This window comes from Streptomyces canus 299MFChir4.1 (genome assembly GCF_000383615.1).
GTDB lineage: Bacteria > Actinomycetota > Actinomycetes > Streptomycetales > Streptomycetaceae > Streptomyces > Streptomyces canus_C.
Genome location: NZ_KB911582.1, coordinates 694812 through 714633, shown reverse-complemented (window position 1 = coordinate 714633; position 19822 = coordinate 694812). Strand labels below are relative to the sequence as shown.

General features: G+C 70.9%; 18 protein-coding genes. 11 read left to right on the top strand and 7 right to left on the bottom strand.

The annotated features are described in order from the left end of the window. Positions 1-19: 19 nt before the first annotated feature. Positions 20-2596, bottom strand: a complete 2577-nt coding sequence (gene pepN, locus H293_RS0103200; protein WP_020116433.1) for an aminopeptidase N — start codon at positions 2594-2596, stop codon at positions 20-22. Between the two features lie 149 nt (positions 2597-2745). Between pepN and H293_RS0103195 the strand changes: the two genes are divergently transcribed. After that, positions 2746-3219, top strand: a complete 474-nt coding sequence (locus tag H293_RS0103195) for a DUF1203 domain-containing protein (RefSeq protein WP_020116432.1) — start codon at positions 2746-2748, stop codon at positions 3217-3219. A 549-nt stretch (positions 3220-3768) separates the two neighbouring features. Here the strand turns inward: H293_RS0103195 and H293_RS0103190 are convergent. The 3 genes from H293_RS0103190 to H293_RS59830 all read right to left on the bottom strand — a co-directional run bounded on the left by H293_RS0103190 (position 3769) and on the right by H293_RS59830 (position 5207). Then, positions 3769-4785, bottom strand: coding sequence for an aspartate-semialdehyde dehydrogenase (locus H293_RS0103190; protein ID WP_020116431.1), 1017 nt, complete (start codon positions 4783-4785; stop codon positions 3769-3771). A gap of 107 nt (positions 4786-4892) precedes the next feature. After that, entirely contained in the window at positions 4893-5042 is a 150-nt protein-coding gene (locus tag H293_RS58310; protein ID WP_020116430.1) for a hypothetical protein, read from the bottom strand. Positions 5043-5081: 39 nt separating this feature from the next. Beyond that, positions 5082-5207 carry a hypothetical protein gene (locus H293_RS59830; protein ID WP_020116429.1) on the bottom strand — a complete coding sequence of 42 codons (126 nt, stop codon included), beginning with the start codon at positions 5205-5207 and terminating at the stop codon, positions 5082-5084. 984 nt (positions 5208-6191) lie between these two features. Between H293_RS59830 and H293_RS0103175 the strand changes: the two genes are divergently transcribed. From H293_RS0103175 to H293_RS53630, 4 genes are all read left to right on the top strand, one after another. Continuing rightward, a complete protein-coding gene (locus H293_RS0103175) occupies positions 6192-6731 on the top strand; it encodes a sigma-70 family RNA polymerase sigma factor (RefSeq protein WP_020116428.1) in 540 nt (179 codons plus the stop codon). 1 nt (position 6732) lies between these two features. Then, complete coding sequence (locus H293_RS0103170) at positions 6733-7437, top strand: hypothetical protein (RefSeq protein WP_020116427.1); 705 nt, start codon at positions 6733-6735, stop codon at positions 7435-7437. Between the two features lie 68 nt (positions 7438-7505). Then, positions 7506-8033, top strand: a complete 528-nt coding sequence (locus H293_RS0103165; protein WP_020116426.1) for an RNA polymerase sigma factor — start codon at positions 7506-7508, stop codon at positions 8031-8033. A gap of 2 nt (positions 8034-8035) precedes the next feature. Continuing rightward, complete coding sequence (locus tag H293_RS53630) at positions 8036-8788, top strand: hypothetical protein (protein ID WP_158694388.1); 753 nt, start codon at positions 8036-8038, stop codon at positions 8786-8788. Positions 8789-8861: 73 nt separating this feature from the next. Here the strand turns inward: H293_RS53630 and H293_RS0103155 are convergent, their stop codons facing one another. Continuing rightward, positions 8862-12158, bottom strand: a complete 3297-nt coding sequence (locus H293_RS0103155) for a S8 family serine peptidase (RefSeq protein ID WP_020116424.1) — start codon at positions 12156-12158, stop codon at positions 8862-8864. Between the two features lie 242 nt (positions 12159-12400). Then, a complete protein-coding gene (locus H293_RS0103150; RefSeq protein ID WP_020116423.1) occupies positions 12401-12943 on the bottom strand; it encodes a CGNR zinc finger domain-containing protein in 543 nt (180 codons plus the stop codon). A 122-nt stretch (positions 12944-13065) separates the two neighbouring features. Here H293_RS0103150 and H293_RS0103145 point away from each other — a divergent pair, with 122 nt between their 5' ends. The 4 genes from H293_RS0103145 to H293_RS0103130 all read left to right on the top strand — a co-directional run bounded on the left by H293_RS0103145 (position 13066) and on the right by H293_RS0103130 (position 16864). Further along, positions 13066-13509 carry a VOC family protein gene (locus H293_RS0103145; RefSeq protein ID WP_020116422.1) on the top strand — a complete coding sequence of 148 codons (444 nt, stop codon included), beginning with the start codon at positions 13066-13068 and terminating at the stop codon, positions 13507-13509. 2 nt (positions 13510-13511) lie between these two features. Continuing rightward, positions 13512-14393, top strand: a complete 882-nt coding sequence (locus H293_RS0103140; protein ID WP_020116421.1) for a pyridoxamine 5'-phosphate oxidase family protein — start codon at positions 13512-13514, stop codon at positions 14391-14393. A 9-nt stretch (positions 14394-14402) separates the two neighbouring features. Then, positions 14403-14849, top strand: a complete 447-nt coding sequence (locus tag H293_RS0103135) for an NUDIX hydrolase (RefSeq protein ID WP_028807503.1) — start codon at positions 14403-14405, stop codon at positions 14847-14849. A 233-nt stretch (positions 14850-15082) separates the two neighbouring features. After that, entirely contained in the window at positions 15083-16864 is a 1782-nt protein-coding gene (locus H293_RS0103130) for a TIGR03767 family metallophosphoesterase (RefSeq protein ID WP_020116419.1), read from the top strand. Here H293_RS0103130 and H293_RS57040 read toward each other — a convergent pair. Then, a complete protein-coding gene (locus H293_RS57040) occupies positions 16861-17025 on the bottom strand; it encodes a helix-turn-helix domain-containing protein (RefSeq protein WP_310591861.1) in 165 nt (54 codons plus the stop codon). The two genes, H293_RS0103130 and H293_RS57040, sit on opposite strands and share 4 nt — an antisense overlap. A 287-nt stretch (positions 17026-17312) precedes the next feature. Between H293_RS57040 and H293_RS0103120 the strand changes: the two genes are divergently transcribed. Then, positions 17313-18449: a serine hydrolase domain-containing protein gene (locus tag H293_RS0103120; RefSeq protein ID WP_020116417.1), complete on the top strand. Its 1137-nt coding sequence runs from the start codon at positions 17313-17315 to the stop codon at positions 18447-18449. Positions 18450-18592: 143 nt separating this feature from the next. Then, a complete protein-coding gene (locus H293_RS0103115; RefSeq protein ID WP_020116416.1) occupies positions 18593-19777 on the top strand; it encodes a glycosyltransferase in 1185 nt (394 codons plus the stop codon). Positions 19778-19822 lie beyond the last annotated feature (45 nt).

Below are 19822 nucleotides of genomic sequence, written 5' to 3'. Positions count from 1 at the left end.
GTCCGCCTCCCGCCGGGTCCTACTGGTCCGCCAGCGAGTCCGCCGCCTGTGCCTTCAGCGCGCGCTCCACGCCCGCGCGGGACTCGGAGACGAGCCGGCGCAGGGCCGCGTTCGGCTCCGCCGCGGCCAGCCAGGCGTCCGTCCGGTCCAGGGTCTCCCGGGAGACCTGGAGCGAGGGATAGAGGCCGACCGCGATCTGCTGGGCGATCTCGTGCGAGCGGGACTCCCAGATGTCCTTGATCACCTCGAAGTACCGGTCCGTGTACGGCGCCAGCAGCTCGCGCTGGTCGGTCTGGACGAAGCCGCCGATGACGGCCTCCTGGACGGCGTTGGGCAGCTTGTCGGACTCGACGACCTGCGCCCAGGCCTCCGCCTTCGCCTCCGCGGTCGGCCGCGAGGCACGGGCGGTCGCCGCGTGGCGCTCACCCGCCGCGGTCCTGTCCCGCTCGTACTCGGCGGCGATCTCCGACTCGTCGTAGCGGCCAACGGAGGCCAGCCGCTGCACGAACGCCCAGCGCAGCTCGGTGTCGACGGCCAGGCCCTCGATGACCTGGGAGCCGTCGAGCAGCCCCTCCAGGAGGTCCAGCTGCTCCGGCGTACGGGCCGTCGCCGCGAACGCCCGCGCCCACGCCAGCTGGTGGTCGCTGCCGGCCGCCGCGGACCGCAGGTGGGCCAGCGTGGCGTCGGTCCAGCGGGTCAGCAGGGCCTCGCGGGCGGTGGGGGCGGCATACAGCTCGATCGCCAGCTTCACCTGCCGGTGCAGCGACTGCACGACACCGATGTCGGACTCCTTGCCGATACCGGAGAGGACGAGGGAGAGGTAGTCGCGGGTCGCGAGTTCCGCGTCCCGCGTCATGTCCCACGCCGACGCCCAGCACAGCGCGCGCGGCAGCGACGACTCGAAGTCGCCCAGGTGCTCGGTCACGAAGGCCAGCGACTGCTCGTCGAGGCGGACCTTGGCGTACGACAGGTCGTCGTCGTTGAGGAGCACGACCGCCGGACGGCGCTTGCCGACCAGCTGCGGTACGGCCGTCAGCTCGCCGTCGACGTCCAGCTCCACGCGCTCGTCGCGCACCAGCTTGCCGCTGTCGTCGTCGAGTTCGTACAGGCCGACGGCGATGCGGTGCGGCCGGAGGGTCGGCTCGCCCTTCGCGCCGGCGGGGAGCGCCGGGGCCTCCTGGCGGATGGCGAAGGAGGTGATGACACCGTTGCCGTCCGTCTCGATCTCCGGGCGCAGGATGTTGATGCCGGCCGTCTGCAGCCACTTCTGCGACCAGGTGCCGAGGTCCCGGCCGGAGGTCTCCTCCAGCGCGCCCAGCAGGTCGGACAGCCGGGTGTTGCCGAACGCGTGGCGCTTGAAGTACGCCTGCACCCCGCCGAAGAACTCGTCCATGCCGACGTAGGCGACGAGCTGCTTGAGAACGGAGGCACCCTTGGCGTACGTGATGCCGTCGAAGTTGACCAGCACGTCGTCCAGGTCGCGGATCTCCGCCATGATCGGGTGCGTCGACGGCAGCTGGTCCTGGCGGTACGCCCACGTCTTCATGGAGTTGGCGAAGGTGGTCCAGGAGTGCGGCCACCGGCTGTCCGGGGCGTACGCCTGGCAGGCGATGGAGGTGTAGGTGGCGAACGACTCGTTCAGCCACAGGTCGTTCCACCACTCCATGGTCACGAGGTCGCCGAACCACATGTGGGCCAGCTCGTGCAGGATGGTCTCGGCGCGCATCTCGTACGCGGCGTCGGTCACCTTGGACCGGAAGACGTACTGGTCGCGGATGGTGACGGCACCCGCGTTCTCCATCGCGCCCGCGTTGAACTCGGGCACGAACAGCTGGTCGTACTTCTTGAACGGGTACGCGTAGTCGAACTTCTCCTGGAACCACTCGAAGCCCTGCCGGGTCACCTCGAAGATGGCGTCCGAGTCGAGGTGCTCGGCGAGCGAGGGACGACAGTAGATGCCCAGCGGCACGGACTGGCCGTCCTTCTCGTACACGCTGTGCACGGAGTGGTACGGGCCGACGATCAGGGCCGTGATGTACGACGAGATCCGCGGGGTCGGCTCGAAGACCCAGACGTCGTCCTTCGGCTCCGGAGTCGGGGAGTTGGAGATGACCGTCCAGCCGGTCGGCGCCTTCACGGTGAACTGGAAGGTGGCCTTCAGGTCCGGCTGCTCGAAGGAGGCGAACACGCGGCGGGCGTCCGGCACCTCGAACTGCGTGTAGAGGTACGCCTGCTCGTCGACCGGGTCGACGAAGCGGTGCAGGCCCTCACCGGTGTTGGTGTACGCGGCGTCGGCGACGACCCGCAGGATGTTGCGGCCCTCCAGCAGGCCGGGCAGCGCGATCCGGGAGTCCTTGAAGACCTCCGCCGGGTCGAGCGGGTCCCCGTTCAGCGTGACCTCGTGAACGGTGGGAGCGACGAGGTCGATGAAGGACTCCGCCCCGTTCTCGGCCACGTCGAAGCGCACCGTGGTCACGGACCGGTAGGTACCGCCCTCCTGCGCGCCGGAGAGGTCGAGATCGATCTCGTAGGACTCGACGCTCAGCAGCTTCGCCCGCTGCTGAGCTTCGTCGCGAGTCAGGTTTGTGCCAGGCACGCGGTCATCTCCTCGTTATGTGTAGGTTCGGCGGTTCGGTCATCCTTCCACGAACTGTCTCCCACGGATCGGGGGATTACCCTGCGGATTCGGGACGCCCCGTCCGATTCCCGCCGGTCATCCGTGTTCGGCCGCGCCAGCCTGGTCCCATGACGACCTACACCGCACGGCCCGTGGACTCCGCCGCCCTCAAGGAACTCCGCACCGCCGACGACGCCGGCCGCCCCCTGGCCCCCTTCCCGGACGAGGAGGGCGGTGCCCCGCTCCGCTGCTGTCTGCGCCGCAGTCGGCCCGGTGAGCGGATCGCGCTCGTCTCCTACGCGCCCCTGCGCCGCTGGGCGGCCGGGACCGGTGCCGAGCCCGGGGCGTACGACGAGCAGGGGCCCGTGTTCATCCACGCCGACGAGTGCGCGGGTCCTGACGGGCGCGACGGGTACCCCTTCGCCAACGCGCACCGGACCGTCCGCCGCTACTCCGCCGACGGGCGCATCCTCGGCGGCGAGCTGGTCGAGGCTCTCGGCGACGACGCCTTCCGAAACGCGTTCGACGACCCGTCCGTGGCGCTCGTCCACGTCCGGGCCGTCGAGTACGGCTGTTTCCTCTATGAGGTGCGCAGACCGTAGGGCGCCCGTCCGGAGTCGGGCCGGCCGCGTCGGCCCCACCGGCCGCCCGGGACGCCTGGCGTGCAGGGGCGTACGGCTCCCGCGCGGCCCGGCAGCCGGGCACACGGTGCACCGCGTCGCGCTCTGGGGCCTTGTGCGAGGACGCCGCCTCGACTCGCGCCGACGGTCCTGCGCGGGAGTACCCAGGCGATGTGCTTGCCCCGGCGTCAGACGCCCGTTTCCGGCAGCCGGGCGCACGCCGCACCGCGTCGCGCTCCGGGTCCTTGCGGAAGGCGCCGTCTCGGCCCGCGCGGCCCGGCCGAGGCGCACCGACGGTCCTGCGCGGGGGCACCCCGGCGATGTGCTTGCCCCGGCGGCAGACGCCCGTTTCCGGCAGCCGGGCGCACCCCGCACCGCGTCGCGCTCCGGGTCCTTGCGGAAGGCGCCGTCTCGGCCCGCGCGGCCCGGCCGGGGCGCGCCGACGGTATTGCGCGGGGGCACCCCGGCGACGCGCTCGCCCCGGCAGGCAGGTGCCGTTTCCGGCAGCCCGCCCGATGAGTCCGACAGGCGTCAGCCCTTGAGCTCCGCCGCCACCAGCTCCGCGATCTGGACCGCGTTCAGCGCGGCGCCCTTGCGGAGGTTGTCGTTGGAGATGAACAGGGCCAGGCCGTTGTCGACCGTCTCGTCGCGGCGGATGCGGCCGACGAAGGAGGCGTCCTGGCCGGCGGCCTGCAGCGGGGTCGGGATGTCCGAGAGGGTGACGCCGGGGGCGCCCGCCAGGATTTCCGTCGCGCGCTCCGGGGAGATCGGGCGGGCGAAGCGGGCGTTGACCTGGAGGGAGTGCCCGGAGAAGACCGGGACGCGCACACAGGTGCCGGAGACCTTCAGCTCGGGGAGCTCGAGGATCTTGCGGGACTCGTTGCGGAGCTTCTGCTCCTCGTCGGTCTCGTTCAGGCCGTCCTCGACGAGGTTGCCCGCGAAGGGGAGAACGTTGAAGGCGATGGGGCGCTTGTAGACCTGCGGCTCGGGGAAGTCGACCGCCCCGCCGTCGTGGGTCAGCTTGTCCGCGTCGGCGGCGACCTTCTGCACCTGGCCGTGCAGCTCCGCCACGCCCGCGAGGCCCGAGCCGGACACCGCCTGGTAGGTGGTGGCGATCAGCGTCTCAAGGCCCGCCTCCGTGTCCAGCACCTTCAGGACCGGCATCGCGGCCATGGTGGTGCAGTTCGGGTTGGCGATGATGCCCTTGGGGCGGTCCGCGATCGCGTGCGGGTTCACCTCGGAGACGACCAGGGGGACCTCGGGGTCCTTGCGCCAGGCGGAGGAGTTGTCGATCACGACCGCGCCCTGCGAGGCGACCTTCTCGGCCAGCGCCTTCGAGGTCGCGCCGCCCGCCGAGAACAGCACGATGTCCAGGCCGGTGTAGTCGGCCGTCGCCGCGTCCTCCACCGTCACGCCGTCCAGGACCGAGCCCGCCGAGCGCGCGGAGGCGAACAGGCGCAGCTCCGTGACCGGGAAGTTCCGCTCCTTGAGGATCCCGCGCATGACCGTGCCGACCTGTCCGGTGGCTCCGACGATTCCTACCTTCACGACGACTCCTTCTACATGGCGGGTGCGTGGCCTGGACGTTTCCATCATGCGGCTCCTACCGGCCGGTGTGTCCAATCCTTTGCCCGAGGGATGGGACACCATGCGGGTCAGGGGTGCAGTTCGAGGGTCCACTCGCCGAGGCACCGGACGTGGAGGATCGATATGTGGTATAGGCCGGAAGAAGCGGTGAGTTTCCGGTGCGGGAAGAGGTTTTCGTCCAGTTCGAGGACATGGATCAGGGCCGTCCCGACGACCACCAGCCCGGCCTCGGGGCCGGTGTGACGTACGACTCCCTATCAGCCACGCGGCGTCCGCGCGCTCAGCACGGGGACCGCGCTGAGCGAGACCGGCTCCAGACGCCACTTCGTGTCCTCGGCGGCACGGACGGTGAGGAAGCAGCCGCCGCCGGGGTCGACCCACACCGGCCCGAGGGTGGGGCGCCGCCGGCCGGTGTGTCGGCGATGGTCGTCGACTGGCCGTAGGGATGGTTCAGGGACCACGCGCTCAGGTGCTCGTCGTCGCCGCGCGAGGTCGGGCCGGTGAACAGCGGCGCCTGCTCCTCGGGCAGGTCGTGTCCCCCGTTATGGTGTAGCCGATCACGGTCCGTCGCCTCCGCTTCGAGGCCGTCCGGTACATGCCGCTGCGGTTCGTCGCGCGATCGCCGCTGGTCCCGGCCCGGCGAGCCCCAATAAGGTCTCCGGCTGGGGCGATTCGGGCCGCGACCTGCAGATTCCCCCGACTTGATCGCCTACACCACTCGGCGGGACGCCATCCTCGGGCAGCAGCAGCAGCCGCGTCCAGCCGCCGGCGCAAACGTGTGTGCTCATGATCGCTGGCGGGGGTGGTAGTGGCGGGATGTGCGGGCAGGTGTACGGACCTCGCTCATACGGTCGTTTCCCAGTAGGGGTGCATCACCGGAACAACGGCACGGGTGGGAGGTGAGGACATGGCGGCCAGGGCTGCATCAGGCGATGAGGGGGGCGGGGCATGCCCGCTTCGCCCACCGGTTGCGGGTGTCGGCCACGCCCGGGCGGCGCTGAGCGTGGAGCGGGGGGCGGTGCCGGTGGATCTGGAATGAGGCCGTAGCCCGGTCGAAGGCCGTTCACCGGCACAACGTCGCGCATCCGCAGGACAAGCAGACATGCGGTCCGGCCCAGCTGGACTAAGCGCTCACCCGGGCACGGGCCACAACTCCATGGCTGCGGGTGGGAAGTTCGGTGCCGCAGCAACAGATCATCCGGGACTTCGCCGAGTCCCGCACCAAGGCGCTCAAGGACGTGACGGAGCGGCTGCCGATGCGGCAGCCGGCCAGGATGCCAGGCTTCAAAAACAATTCCGGGAATCGGGCCGAACGTTTCCGCCCGGACCGGCGTCATAGAGGAAACGCGGCGAGGAGAGGGGGAGCCGTGCTGCGCAGAAAGGCCCGCCGCGGCCAGCGGGACGGCGTCCATGACGGGCCCGACGACCCGCTCGACGCGGCCCAGGAACGTCGGGTACGAGCCGTGCTCGCGCTCGGCGGTGTACCGCAGGCGGACCTGCCGGACGGGGTGCAGCAGGTCCGCCTGCGGTTGCTGGAGCGGGCGGCCAAGGGGTACGAGGCGCCGCGCGACGTCTCCGCGTGGGCGGCCGTGGTCGCCTCCAACCTCGCCATGGACTGGCACCGCGCCAAGCGCCGGCAGGAGCGCATCGGCGAACGCCTCGCCTCCCTGCGCCAGTTGGAACACCCCTCCGGCGAGGACACCAGCGTGCTCTCGCTCGCCGTCGCCCAGGGACTGGACGAGCTGCCCGACCAGCAGCGCCAGGTCCTCGTCCTGCGTTTCTACGCCGATCTACCGGTGCGGGACATCGCCCAGGAACTCGGCGTCCCGGAGGGCACGGTCAAGAGCAGGCTGCACACGGCGGTCCGCGCGCTGCGCGCCCGTCTGCACGAGGACGAGGTGGTGTGACATGACCGCCGAACACCGGGACGTCGACGCGCTGTTGGCGGCGCTGACCGGCGAAACGCTGCCCGACGAGGCGGACGACGCCCTTCGCGCCGAACACCGCGAGGCCACCGCCGACATCGCCCTGCTGCGCGAGCAACTGGGCCTCATCGCAGACGCGTTGGCGCAGGAGCCGCGCCCCGCGCCACGACCCGCTCCGGTACGTCCCGCACGGGCCCGGCGCTGGGCCCCCCGGATCGCCTACGGCACCCTCGCCGTCGCCGCGGTGGCCTCCGTGGTCACCGGGCTCGGCTGGCTGATCGCGACGGGCGGCAACGACAGCGCGGACGCCGGCAGCAGCGCCAGCGACAAGTCCCAGGTGGACGCCGATGCCGCCCGCTTCGGCAGCCCGCACTATCTCGCTTGCACCCGCCTGGTCGTCGAGGGCAAGGTCACCTCGGTCGAACGCCTCTCGGACCAGGTGCAGTTGCGGATCACCGTGGACGTGGTCCGCTACTACAAGCAGGACGTGAAGGGCCCGAAACAGCTGACGTACGTCGTCGACGACACCTTCGTCGACGGCCTGCGCAAGGGCGACCCGGTGCTGTTCGGGGTCCTGCAGGGCGATGCCGTGCCCGACCACTGGGTGGTCGGGGAGCAGCAGGTCACCCGTGAACGGGCCTGGATCCAGGCCTCGCTGCCGGAGTCACGGCGGCTCACCTGCGGATGAGGATCGAACGATCTGCGATGTTCCCACGTCATAGGAGAGACACGGGTGACGGATGAGGGAGAACGCGGGTGCAGATCAGGGGACCTGGCGGCACGGAGGCAGGCGCGGACCCGCTGGACGCGGCGCAGGCCGACCGGGTCCGCGCCGTCCTGGCTCTCGGCGGGGTCCCTCAGGACGACCTCCAGGACGGGCTCCAACAGGTGCGGCTGCGTTTGCTGGAACGCCGGGCCCGCGGCGACGACCCGCCGCGTGACCTGGGCGCCTGGGCCGCGGTGGTGGCCTCGAACCTCGCGGTGGACTGGCACCGCGCCAAACACCGGCAGGAGCGCGTCAGCGAGCGGCTCTCCCTGCTCGGTACGCCGGACGAACGCGTCCGGGACGACACGGAGAACAGCCTCCAGGCGCTCGCCGTCGCCGAAGGGCTCGACGCCTTGCCGGGCGCGCAGCGACAGGTCCTGATCCTGCGCTATTACGCGGATCTCTCGGTCCCGCAGATCGCCGAACAGCTCGGGATCCCCTTGGGAACGGTCAAGAGCAGGCTGTACGCCGCGGCGAAGCACCTGCGTGACCGGCTGCACGTGGAAGAGACGGTGTGACGGTGGAGAAGCACGACGAGCTGATGGCGGTCCTGCTGGGCGAACCCGCACCCCGGCCGGGGCCGGACGGCACGCGGGAGACACAGGGGTACGGGGCGGCGGAACGGGACATGGCCGCCGTACGGGAGCAGCTTCGGCGGATCGGGGACGGGCTGGCCCGTGCGGCCGCGGAGCGGTGTGCGCCCGAGGAGGTGCCGACAGCCGTGTCCATGCCGGAGTCCGTCCCCATGCCGGAACCCGTCCCCGTGCGTCGGTGGTGGCGTGGGCGTCTGGGGCTCGTGGCTCTCGCGGCGGCCGTGGCCGTTGCGTCGCTGGGGACGGGGGCGGCGTATCTCGTCGCCCACAACGGGGTCGAGGGCGATGGGCCCCAGGCCCTGCTCACCGTCGAGGGGCTCATCGCCTGCTCCAGCACGGTCGTCGAGGGCACGGTGGAAAGGGTCGAGGCGGCGGGCGGCGACGACCGGTACCGGGTGGTGCTGGACGTGGAGCGTTACTACAAGCCGGCGAGCGGGGAGCGGTCGATCACCTTCGTCGACCAGGGTGCGAACGTACCGGCGTACTACCGGAGCGGGGCTCGCATGCTGGTCCTGGTCTCCAGTCTGCCGGGCGAGGGGCCCGACACCTACCGCGCGGGCGATCCGTCGTACGCCGAGGACCGGACCGGTGCCGCCCAGGACGCCCTGGAGGAGGGGCGCCTGCGGATCGAGCGGGCGCTGCCCGCCGCGCGGGGTCTGACCTGCGAGGGCGGGGCCTGACACCCGCGGATGGAGAACGGAGAGGGGCGGGCGTTCCATGGGAACGCCCGCCCCCTTTAATGCCGTACAGCCGTTACGGCGTGACCTTCTCGATCGTCACGCTGCCGATGCCCGCGGCCGTGCCAAGGGCGTTGACCAGCTGGACCTGGCCGAAGAACTCACGGCCCTCCGGAGCGGCCGCCAGGGCGGTGACGTTCGCGGAGACGTTCGTCGAGTCGCCGGTGCCGAGCTTGACGGCTGCGGTGTCGTCGACGGTGACGGTGCCCAGGGCGCCGGAGAAGAACACGTCCTGGTAGTCGTACGCGGTGGAACCGGAGGGGACCGAGTAGCCGATGACCGAGATGGTGTAGGTGCCGGCGGCCGGGTCGGCGACCGAGACGGCCTCCTCCGAGTCGCCGTCGGCCGAGGTGCCGGCCTCGCTGCCGTCGGGGGCGTAGACGACCAGGTCGAGGTCGGCGGCCGCGTCGGAGACGTTGCCGATGACCACGTCGAGCGACTTGGCGCCCGCGGGCACCTCGACCGTGGTGGTCTGGGTGGCACCCTCGGCGATGGACGGGCGGGCCGACTTGGCCGAACCGAGCGGACCGCCGACGAGCTTGCCGTCGAGGGCGGCGAAGTTGTTCGTCACCTTCCAGGAGGCGGTGGCCGGGGTGCCGACCTTGGCCTCGGGGACGGTCACGGTCTCCGGGTCGAAGACCGCGCCGTAGACGGCGACGTCCAGCTTGTACGGGTTGTCGAGCAGCGGCGACGTACGGCGCGACTCGACCTCGATCTCCCAGACACCGGCCTGCGGGTCCGCGTACGAACGCACGTCGGGCTTGCAGCCGTTGCCGTCGAGGTAGTTGTTGTAGCAGTACGGGGTGCCGGTGTTGTCGACCGGGACGCCGTAGGGGTGGATGGCGATGAAGCGGGTCTGGCTCTTGTCCTTGAGCCCGCCGATCGCGACCTCGAGGGACTTGGCGCCCTCGGGGACGGTCACGAAGTACGACTGCGTGCTGTTGCGCTGGACGGTGTTCGACGCGGTGTAGGTGTACTTCACCGGCGCCGAGACCACGACCGTGGTCAGGATCTGCTGGTCGAGACCCTCGGTCCTCGGGTCGTCGACGACCAGGATCGCGCTCTTGAGGCCGGCGGACTTCGGCTGCGCCTGGACCTTGACGGTCACCGGCTGGTTCAGCGGGAGCCGGATGTCGTCCTTGCCGAGGATGCGGAAGCTGTCACCCGCATTGTTGTCGAAGTACAGCTCGTGGCGGAGCGCCTTGTCCGCGCCGGACGTACGGGTGATGGTGACGTCGTACGTCTTCTTCTGGCCGGCCTTCAGGCCGCCCTCACGGTCGTAGATGCCGGTGCCGAAGCCAGGCGTCTTCAGGAACTGGTCGATCGCGGTGTCGACCGGCGCCTTGACGGTGTACTCGTGGGCGGTCGCGCCGTCCTTGATCGCGTCCCAGGCGTCCACGATGTTGATGAGGCCCGCGCCCTCCTCGTACGCCTGCACACCCTTGATGTGGTCGGCGGTCGAGGTCAGGGCGGTGCGCAGGTTCGCCGGGGTGAGCGTGATGCCCTTCTGCTTCGCGGCGGAGAGCAGCAGCGCCGAGGCGCCCGCGGCCTGCGGGGAGGCCATCGAGGTGCCCTGGAGCATCGAGTAGCCGGCCGGCAGCGTGTAGCCCGCCTCGGCGACCGGGGAGCCCGGCAGCCAGGTCTGCGTGGTGTTGATGGCCGCACCGGGGGCGGACAGGGTGGGCGTGAAGCCGCCGTCCTCACGCGGACCGCGCGAGGAGAAGGGCATCATCGCGTACTTCTTCTCCACGGCCGAGCCGTAGTTGGCGGCCCAGGTCGCCTTGGAGATGGTCGCGCCGACGGAGATGACCTTGTCGGCCAGGCCCGGGTCACCGATGGTGTTCGCGCCGGGGCCGGAGTTGCCCGCGGAGATCACCAGCTGGACGCCGTAGGTGTCGATGAGGCGCGTGTAGAGCTCGGCGCGCGCGTTGTTGCCGTCGTTGAGCGCGGGCAGGCCGCCGATGGACATGTTGACGATGTCGACGCCGCGCTTGGTGACGAGGTCGATCATGCCCTCGGTGAGCGCGACGTTGGTGCAGCCGCCGGACCAGGTGCAGGCACGGGACGAGACGATCTTCGCGCCCGGGGCCGCGCCGTTCATCTTCCCGCCGAACAGGCCGTTGGCGGAGGTGATGCCGGCGACGTGGGTGCCGTGCTCGGACTCGATGACGCCGATGTTGACGTAGTCGGCCTTGCTGCCCGCGGCGTCGTAGACGACGTCCTTGCGGATCTCGACGACGAACGGCTGGCGCTCGGCGACGTCGGTCGACGGGTCGTCAGTGCCGAAGTACCCGATCTGGTAGCCGTCCTTGTACGGCTTCATCGGGGTGTCGTCGGAGAAGTCGTTGTTGTTGTTCAGGTCGACCCGGACGGTTCCGGCGGCCGCGTCGTAGAGGACGCCCCAGACGTCGGTGGTGTCGCCGTCGCGGTTGGCGTCGCCCTTGGCGTCACCGCCGGTGGTGGCCGACTCGCGGAACAGGTTGAACTGGTAGGAGCCCGCCGGGGCCTTCCAGGTGGCGCCCGCGATGGTGAAGGTCGGGCCGCTGACGGGGTTGTTCATCCGCCGCCAGGTGGCGTCACCGTCGGAGACCGGGTCGGTCGACGTCACCCAGTCGACGATCTTCCGCTCACCGGTGGTGGTCTTCTGCAGGGCCGGGTGGCCGAGGTCCACACCCGAGTCCAGGATGCCGATCGTGACGCCGCGGCCGTCCGCCTTCGGGTGCTCCTGCACGAAGTCGACGGCGCCCGTCTCGAAGGACGGGTTGTACGGGTTCTCGGCGGGCGTCTTCGCGCTCGGGGCCGGGTAGGTCTTCGCGGCCTTGTGCGCGGCGCCCTTGGCGGTGTCGGCGCTCGGCGTCGGGTCGTCCAGCGGGATGTCCTGCTTGACGTCGATGCCGTGCACGGAGGAGAGCTTCGCGGCGGCGGCGATGGCCGAGTCCGCCTTCGCGGTGGGGACGGTGGCCCGGACGTAACCGAGCTTGTCGTACGTGAGGCCCACCAGGCCGCCCTTGACCGCGTCCAGCTCCTCGGCGACCTGCTCGGTCTTGCCGGGGGCGGTGGCGACCATCAGCGTGATGTTCTTGACGCCGTCGGCCTTGGCCTCGGCGAGCGCGTCGGCGTCGTCCGAACCGAGCTTCTCGTCGGCGGACTTCAGGCCCGGGTCCGACGCCGCGGGGGTGGTCCCCGTGTCCGCGGAGAAGGCCATGGGTATCGGCCCCGCCGCGGAGAGCGCGGCGACCAGTCCGGCGGCCGCGGCTATGCGCGCCACACGTCTCGCGCCCGATATCGGGGCGCTCTGGGGGGTGAGGGTCATCGGCATCCCTTGTGAGTAAAGGAACGAGCAGGCGTGTGACCGGGACCGATCGGTCCTGGCCACGGTGATCCGGATTACGACCCCGGATGAGCGCCCAGCTTTACCCATGGGAAGGATGTTTAGGGAGAGTTGACCGAATCGATATGGGTGTATGGGGAAAACCCGCGATGACCTTTAGGGGCATCGGTGAAGATGCGTGTGAAAGCGGGCGTTTCGCCCTACGAGCCCTTGGGGCGGTCTTTTCAGGCGTCCTTGGTGCGCGCGTAATGGCGGGACGCCTTCGCGCGGTTGCCGCAGGTCGCCATCGAGCACCAGCGCCGGGTGCCGTTCCTCGACGTGTCGAGGAAGTGGAGCACGCACGACTCGTGGGCGCATGACCGGATCCGGTCCGGCGCGGTGCTGAGCAGCTCCAGGTAGTTGCGGGCGGCGAGCCAGGCGGGCGCCCAGTCGGGGTCGCCCAACTCGGGTCGCTCGACCGGGCCCTGGGGGGTGAGCGTGACCCGCACCCGCCCGTGCTCCAGCACCGCGTCGACCAGGGAGGCTGCCTCCTCCAGTGACCCGTCCACCGCCGTGCGCAGAGCCTCCCTGGCCTGCCGGACATGCCGCAGCATCCTGCCGTCCGGGGTGTGGTCACCGCTCAGCCCGGCCGAGTCGAGCCACACCCCGAGCCCGTCGACGTCGGCGAGGAGGTCCTGGAGGGTCCCCTCGCTCATCCACCGCGTGTTGAGCAGATCGAGTGCGAGCGGCTCGCCGGTGAGCGGGCGGGGATCGCGGGGCGCGGGCATGCGGGGCTCCCTTCCGTGCTAACCGGTCAAGCGTACGTGACTGGTTGCACTCGCCGCTTCTAACCCTTAAAGTCACTCACAAGGGTTAACCATGCGGGTTGGCCAAGCTGAAGGGGACAGCCGTGACCTTGCGCACCGGCCACATCGGCCTGAACGTCACCGACCTCGACCGTTCGCTCGCCTTCTACCGGGACGTCCTCGGCTTCACGCTGATCGCCGAGGGCAAGGAGGAAGGCCGCCGGTACGCCTTCCTCGGCGACGGCGAGATCCTCGTCCTCACCCTCTGGCAGCAGGCGGAGCAGCTCTACGGACCCGACCGCGCGGGTCTGCACCACCTTGCCTTCGAGGCGGACTCGATCGAGCGGGTCAGGGAGTACGAGGAGGCACTGAGGGCGTACGGCGCGGACTTCGCCCACGAGGGCGTGGTCGCCCACCGCGAGGGCGCGGGCTCGGGCGGCATCTTCTTCCACGACCCCGACGGCACCCGCCTGGAGATCTCCGTGCCGAGCGGCGCCGAGGAGGCCCCGGCACCCTCCGGCACCGCCCCGACCTGCGGGTTCTTCTAATCATGGGCGTCTATCACGAGGGCTCGCGGGCCGTGCAGGACCGGGTGGGGGTGCGCGAGCAGGCCGATCACGTGGGCCGCTCGGTCGGCCAGGGCATCCGGGACGTCGCCGCGGCGTTCCTGGAACTCCAGCCACTGCTGGTCGTCGGCGCCGCGGCCCCCTCGACCGGGCGGGTCTGGGCGTCCCCGCTCAGCGGGGCGCCGGGTTTCGTGAGGGCGGCGGGCCCGCACCGCGTCTCGGTCACCGGCGACTGGCTGCCGTCCGACCCCCTCGCGACGGCATTCGCCACCCCCGGCACGCCCGTCGGCACGATCGCCCTCGACCCCCGCACCCGCCGCCGTATGCGCCTCAACGGCCGACTCGGGCCCACGGCACGGGGGTTCGCGATCGAGGCCGACCAGGTCTTCGCGAACTGCCCGAAGTACCTTCAGCGGAGGGAGTCGTACGAGATCGTGGCGGACCGCCGACCGGGCGAACCCCGACGCACCGCCGAACTGAGCCCCGAGCAGGCCGAGTTCGTCACCGCCGCCGACACCTTCTTCCTGGCCTCCGTGCACCATGGCGGGGCCGACATCAGTCACCGGGGCGGCAACCCCGGTTTCGTGCGCGTCGATTCGCCGGGCGAGCTGAGCTGGCGCGACTACCCGGGCAACTCGATGTTCCTCACCCTCGGCAACCTCGCCGCGGACCCCCGGGCCGGCCTGCTGTTCCTCGACTGGACCAGCGGCACGGCACTCCAGCTGACCGGCGAGGCGCACACCGAGTACGGCGAGGACCGCAGGGTCCGCTTCCGCGTACGGGAGGTGGTCGAGACCCCCTCGGCGATCCCCCTGCGCTGGTCCGCGCCCGAATACTCACCGGCCAATCCGGTACCGGCGGGCTAACTTGCCCGTATGCGCAAGAAGTTGAGGGTGGCGGCCTACGCCATATGCGTCCGTGACGAACAGATCCTGCTCGCCCGCTGGCTCAACGACGGCCTGCCGGAGTGGACGTTGCCCGGCGGCGGTATGGAGCACGGCGAGGACCCCCACGACACCGTGCTGCGGGAGGTGGCGGAGGAGACGGGATACCGCGTCGAGGTCACCGGCATGCTCGGGGTCCGGTCGGTGCGCTTCCCGTCCCGGAGCCGCTTCGGCCGCACGGTCGAGCGCCACCACGTGGGGCTCATGTACGAGGCCCGGGTCATCGGAGGCGAGTTGCGGTACGAGGTCGGCGGCTCCACCGACATGGCCGCATGGCACGACCTGGACGCGGTACCCGCGCTGAAGCGCGTGTCCATGGTCGACTTCGGCCTGCGGCTGTGGCGGGAGCGGCCGGTGGGCGGGCGGCCCGTGGAATAGGTGTCGTACCCCGCAAGATGAACACGGAGTGACCGCCCCCGGGCCGTTCGACGAGCGCTCCTGAACGCGCAGGGTGGCCCAAGATCCACGTACGGTGATCGGCGTTGCGCGTTGCCGTCTCGTTCACGCGCAGGTCATTCCCGGTGCCAAGCATCCAGAGCGAGCGGGTTGTTCGCGAACGCGATCACCCCGCGACCACTGCCGACGCAGTTCGCACTCGGGGAGATCGCGCCATGTCGCGCACACGCTCTGTCGCCAGCACCACGCAGGCGGTCCACCGTCGCACCGTCCTCGCCGCCGCAGGTGCGGTCGCCGTCTCCGCGGGCGTCGGCTACGCCCTGCGGCCCACCGACAGCCAGGCCGCCACGACCACCGGTACCGCCGAGGCACCCGTGGCGCAGACCGTCCACAAGGCCGCCGTCCCGGTCGAGGTCCCCCTCGCCCCGTACACCCGCGGCACCACCGTCGCCTCCGTCGCCGCCCCGCGCACGAGCTCCGGCTACCGGCGCCTGGGTAACGGTCCCGGCTGGAGCCGCAAGGTGCGCGCCGAGCTCGCCGCCCCGAAGTCCGGGCGGGCCGGCCGGCGTACCTCCCTGGCCGCGTTCGTGCAGTTCACGGACCTGCACCTGATGGACGGCCAGCACCCGATGCGGCTGGAGTACCTGCGATCGACCGACGTGCACGCCTGGCGGCCCCAGGAGGCGCTCACCGTGCCCGGCGCGATCTCGCTCGTCGAGCGGGTCAACGCGCTGCGCGGCGGCCCCGTCACCGGCGCCCCGCTCCAGTTCGCCATGACGACCGGCGACAACACGGACAACAACTCCCGCCACGAGCTGGACTGGTTCCTCACCGTCATGAGCGGCGGCCGGATCACCCCCAACTCCGGGGACCCGCGCCACTACGAGGGCGTCCAGAACAGCGGCCTCAAGCAGTACTGGCAGCCCGACTCGACCACCCGCGACCAGGACAAGCAGCTCGGCTTCCCGCAGCTGCACGGCTATCTCGCCGCCGCGATACGGGAGGTGAACAGCCCTGGCCTCTCGATCCCCTGGTACTCCACGGTCGGCAACCACGACAGCCTGCCGCTCGGCTGCTACGGCCACGGCGACTCCTGGCTCGCCGAGTACGCCGTCGGCGGCAAGAAGCTGATGTCGCTGCCCGCGTCCGAGGCGAAGAAGCTCCAGGACATGATCCGCAAGGCCAACGACCCGCAGGGCCACCACTTCCGCGACCTGCTCAAGGCGCACGCCCGGAACATGCGCTCGGTCACCCCCGACGAGCGGCGCGCCCCCTACACCGCCCGCGACTACCTCACGGCCCACCTCGACCCCGCGTACCGGGGCGTGGGCCCGGTCGGCCATGGCTACTCGACCGCCAACCTCGACGCGGGCACCCAGTACTACAGCTTCCGCATCGCCGACGACGTCGTGGGCATCAGCCTCGACACCACCGACCCGGGCGGCCACTACCAGGGGTCCATCGGCACCAAGCAGCTGCGCTGGCTGGACCGGACGCTGCGGGAGAACAAGGACTCCTTCGTCGTCGTCTTCAGCCACCACACCAGCGACTCGATGGACAACCTCCGCCGGGACCCGGCCCACCCGGACGAGCGGCGCTACGGCGGCGGAGACGTGGTCGCCCTCCTGGCCAGCCACAGCAACGTCCTCGCCTGGGTCAACGGTCACATCCACCGCAATGTGATCAAGGCCCACTCGGCCCCCGACGGCCGCTCCTTCTGGGAGATCTCCACCGCCTCCCACATCGACTTCCCGCACCTCGCCCGGGTCATCGAGCTGGCCGACAACAAGGACGGCACGATCTCGATCTTCACCACCCTCGTCGAGTCCGCGGCCCCCCACCGCACCGACTTCACCGACCTCTCCCAGACCGGCCTCGCGGCCCTCTACCGCGAACTCGCCTACAACGCCCCCGGCTCCAGCGACAAGCTCGGCGGCGCCTCGGGGGACCGGAACACGGAGCTGGTCCTCAAGAAGGGGTCAACTGCCCATCGCTAAAGCGCCGGGCTTGCACAACGGGCGTCACTGGCGGTGATGGTGCGTTCGAAGGCGACCTTGCTCACCCGGCTCGCGGCCTCGTCGCAGGCGTGCAGGGTCGCTTCGAGTGCCGCTGCCTGCTCGGGCGTCGGCAGCAGTCTGACCTGCACCACGAACTTCACGAGCACCGAACGTGCACACCCGCACGAGACGCCACCGCATGTTCGAGATCGATCACCCGATCGAGCGACGAGCCGCCCTATGTCGTCGGTCTCCGCCGGACGTGACACACGGCGGCTCCGCGGCGCGTCCTCAATGATGCGATTCCTCTCGTGCGTGAACGCCGGGGGGCCTCGCAAGAATTAGCTGAATCCCGCCCAACCGGCCGGACCGGCCTCAACCTTCCCCTCCCGGCGGGGGTCTCTCCCGCCGATCACGCCGACCGGGCGTGCCTGAACAGGGGGAAGACATGACCGTACGTACGACGGTGGTGGTCGGGGCGACTGCCGTGGCACTCACGACCGGCCTCGCCGCCCCGGCGATGGCGGCCGGGTCCGACACTCATGCGGCCACCCGGCAGGCCGTCCGCGCCGCGGTGAAGGACGGGGTGCCCGGGGTGACGCTCACCGCGAGGGACGGCCGCGGCACCTGGTCGACCACCGCCGGGGTGGGCAATATCAGGACACATGCCCCGCGCGAGGCGGACGACCGCTACCGCGTCGGCTCCATCACCAAGACCTTCGTCTCCACCGTGCTGCTCCAACTGGAGGCGGAGGGACGGCTGTCGCTCGACGACACGGTGGAGAAGTGGCTGCCCGGCGTGGTCCGCGGCAACGGCCACGACGGCAGCCGGATCACCCTCCGGCAGCTCCTCAACCACACGAGCGGGATCTTCAACTACACCGCCGACGAGACGTTCGGGCGCACGTACTTCCTCAAGGACGGCTTCTTCAAGCACCGTTACGACACCCAGAGCCCCGGACAGCTCGTCGCGGTCGCCATGGCCCACAAGCCGGACTTCGCGCCGGGCACCTCCTGGAACTACTCCAACACCAACTACGTACTGGCGGGCATGGTGATCCAGGAGGTCACCGGTCGCTCGTACGGCGAGGAGATCCGGCACCGGATCATCGACCCGCTGCGCCTGACCGCCACCTCGGTCCCGGGCACCCGCGTCACCGTGCCCCGGCCCAGCAGCCGGGCCTACTCCAAGCTGGCGGAGACGGCGACGGGACCGACGTACGACGTCACCGTGCTGAACCCCTCGCTGGCCTCCTCGGCGGGCGAGATGATCTCCGACTCGGCCGACCTGGACCGCTTCTACTCGGCCCTGCTGAAGGGCAGGCTGCTCCCGCCGAAGCAGCTGAAGGAGATGAAGACCACGGTGCCCGTCGAGGGGCTCCCGAACGCCGGCTACGGCCTCGGTCTCATGGACCGGAAGCTCAGCTGCGGAGTGCACGTCTGGGGTCACAACGGCGGCATCCACGGCTCCTCCTCCGTGGCCGTGACCACCGCCGACGGCCGGCACTCCCTCGCCTTCAACTACAACGGCGACTGGTCGGGAGACACCGACACGGTGGTCGAGGCGGAGTTCTGCGGCGAGTAGGCGCGCCGACTCGGACACGAAGCACGCAGTTCATCCGGACGTAATGTCCGTACCGCCTCATATCGGCTAACCCGCACTTCACGGGGATGGCTCGATTTGTGTGCAAGGCGGGTGGTCGTGTGCGTACGGGACGCGAGCTGCGAGTGCTGTCGGTCTACGAGGGTTTCTTCTCCGGTGGGGCCCGGATCGTGCACAGCGACATCGTTCTGGGTCTCACCGAGGGCGGCCAGCACCATCGGGTGCTGAGCCTGTACGGCGAGGTGCACCGGGAGGCGACCCGGCAGCGGATGACGGACGACACCTGCTACCGGGCGCTCACCGCGGCCGGGGTGGGCGTCACCTCTCTCGACCGCACCTTCCGCGGCACCGGCGTTTCGGCCGACTTCACCGGTCCGGAGCTGGCCGAAACGGCCCGGGCGACGGCCGGCGCGGACGTCGTCCTGTCCCTGAAGGAACAGCCGCTGGGGCTGCTGAACCAGGCGGGGCTGCCGCGGCGCCCGGTGGTGGTCTGTCTGCACCGCTCCGACCCGGAGAACCAGGGCCACGCCCTCGACGAGCTGAAGGCCGCCATCGCCGACGGCACGGTCGTGGCCTGCGTCTGCTGCGCCGAGTCGACGAGGGACGCGTACCGGGCCGCCGGGATCCCCGCCGAGCTCCTCCATGTGATCCCCAACGGCGTCGACCTCTTCCGCTTCCGCCCGGACGCGGCCCGCCGCCTCGCGCTCCGCACGGAACTCGGCATCGACCAGGCGGCCCCCGTGGTCGTCTTCGCCGCCCGCTACGACGCGATGAAGAACGTCCCCCTGCTGCTCGCCGCCGCCCGTGCCTGGCTCGGCCGGGTTCCCGACGGGCAGGTGCTGATGTGCGGGGCGGGCATGACGGCGGCGAACCCCGGGCTCACCACGGACATCGCGACGGCGTTCCGAGGGGCCCCGGCCCTCGCGGACCGTGGGCTGCGTCTGCTGGGTGTCCGGCGCGACATGGAGACGCTGTACGCCGCCTCGGACGTCGTCGCCCTCACCTCCGCCTGGGGCGAAGCCGCCCCGCTGTGCCTGATCGAGGGCATGATGTGCGGCGCGGTCCCGGTGGCGACCGATGTCGGCGACAGCGCGGCGATCGTGGCGGGGCGCGGTTTGATCACGGCCCCGGACCCGGAGGAGATCGCGGCGGCCTGGTCCCGGGCGGCGGATGCCCGAACCGACCTCGCCCCGGCCCTCGCGGCGAGCCGCGAACGCTTCAGCCGTACGAGGATGATCGCGTCGTACGCGGCCCTGCTGGACCGAGCCGCCGCGGGCGTCGCCCGTCCCGCGCTGCCCGACCCCCTCTAGCGGCCGCGGGCGCGCGACGCGAGGAGGGGCCCCGGCTCCCCAGTG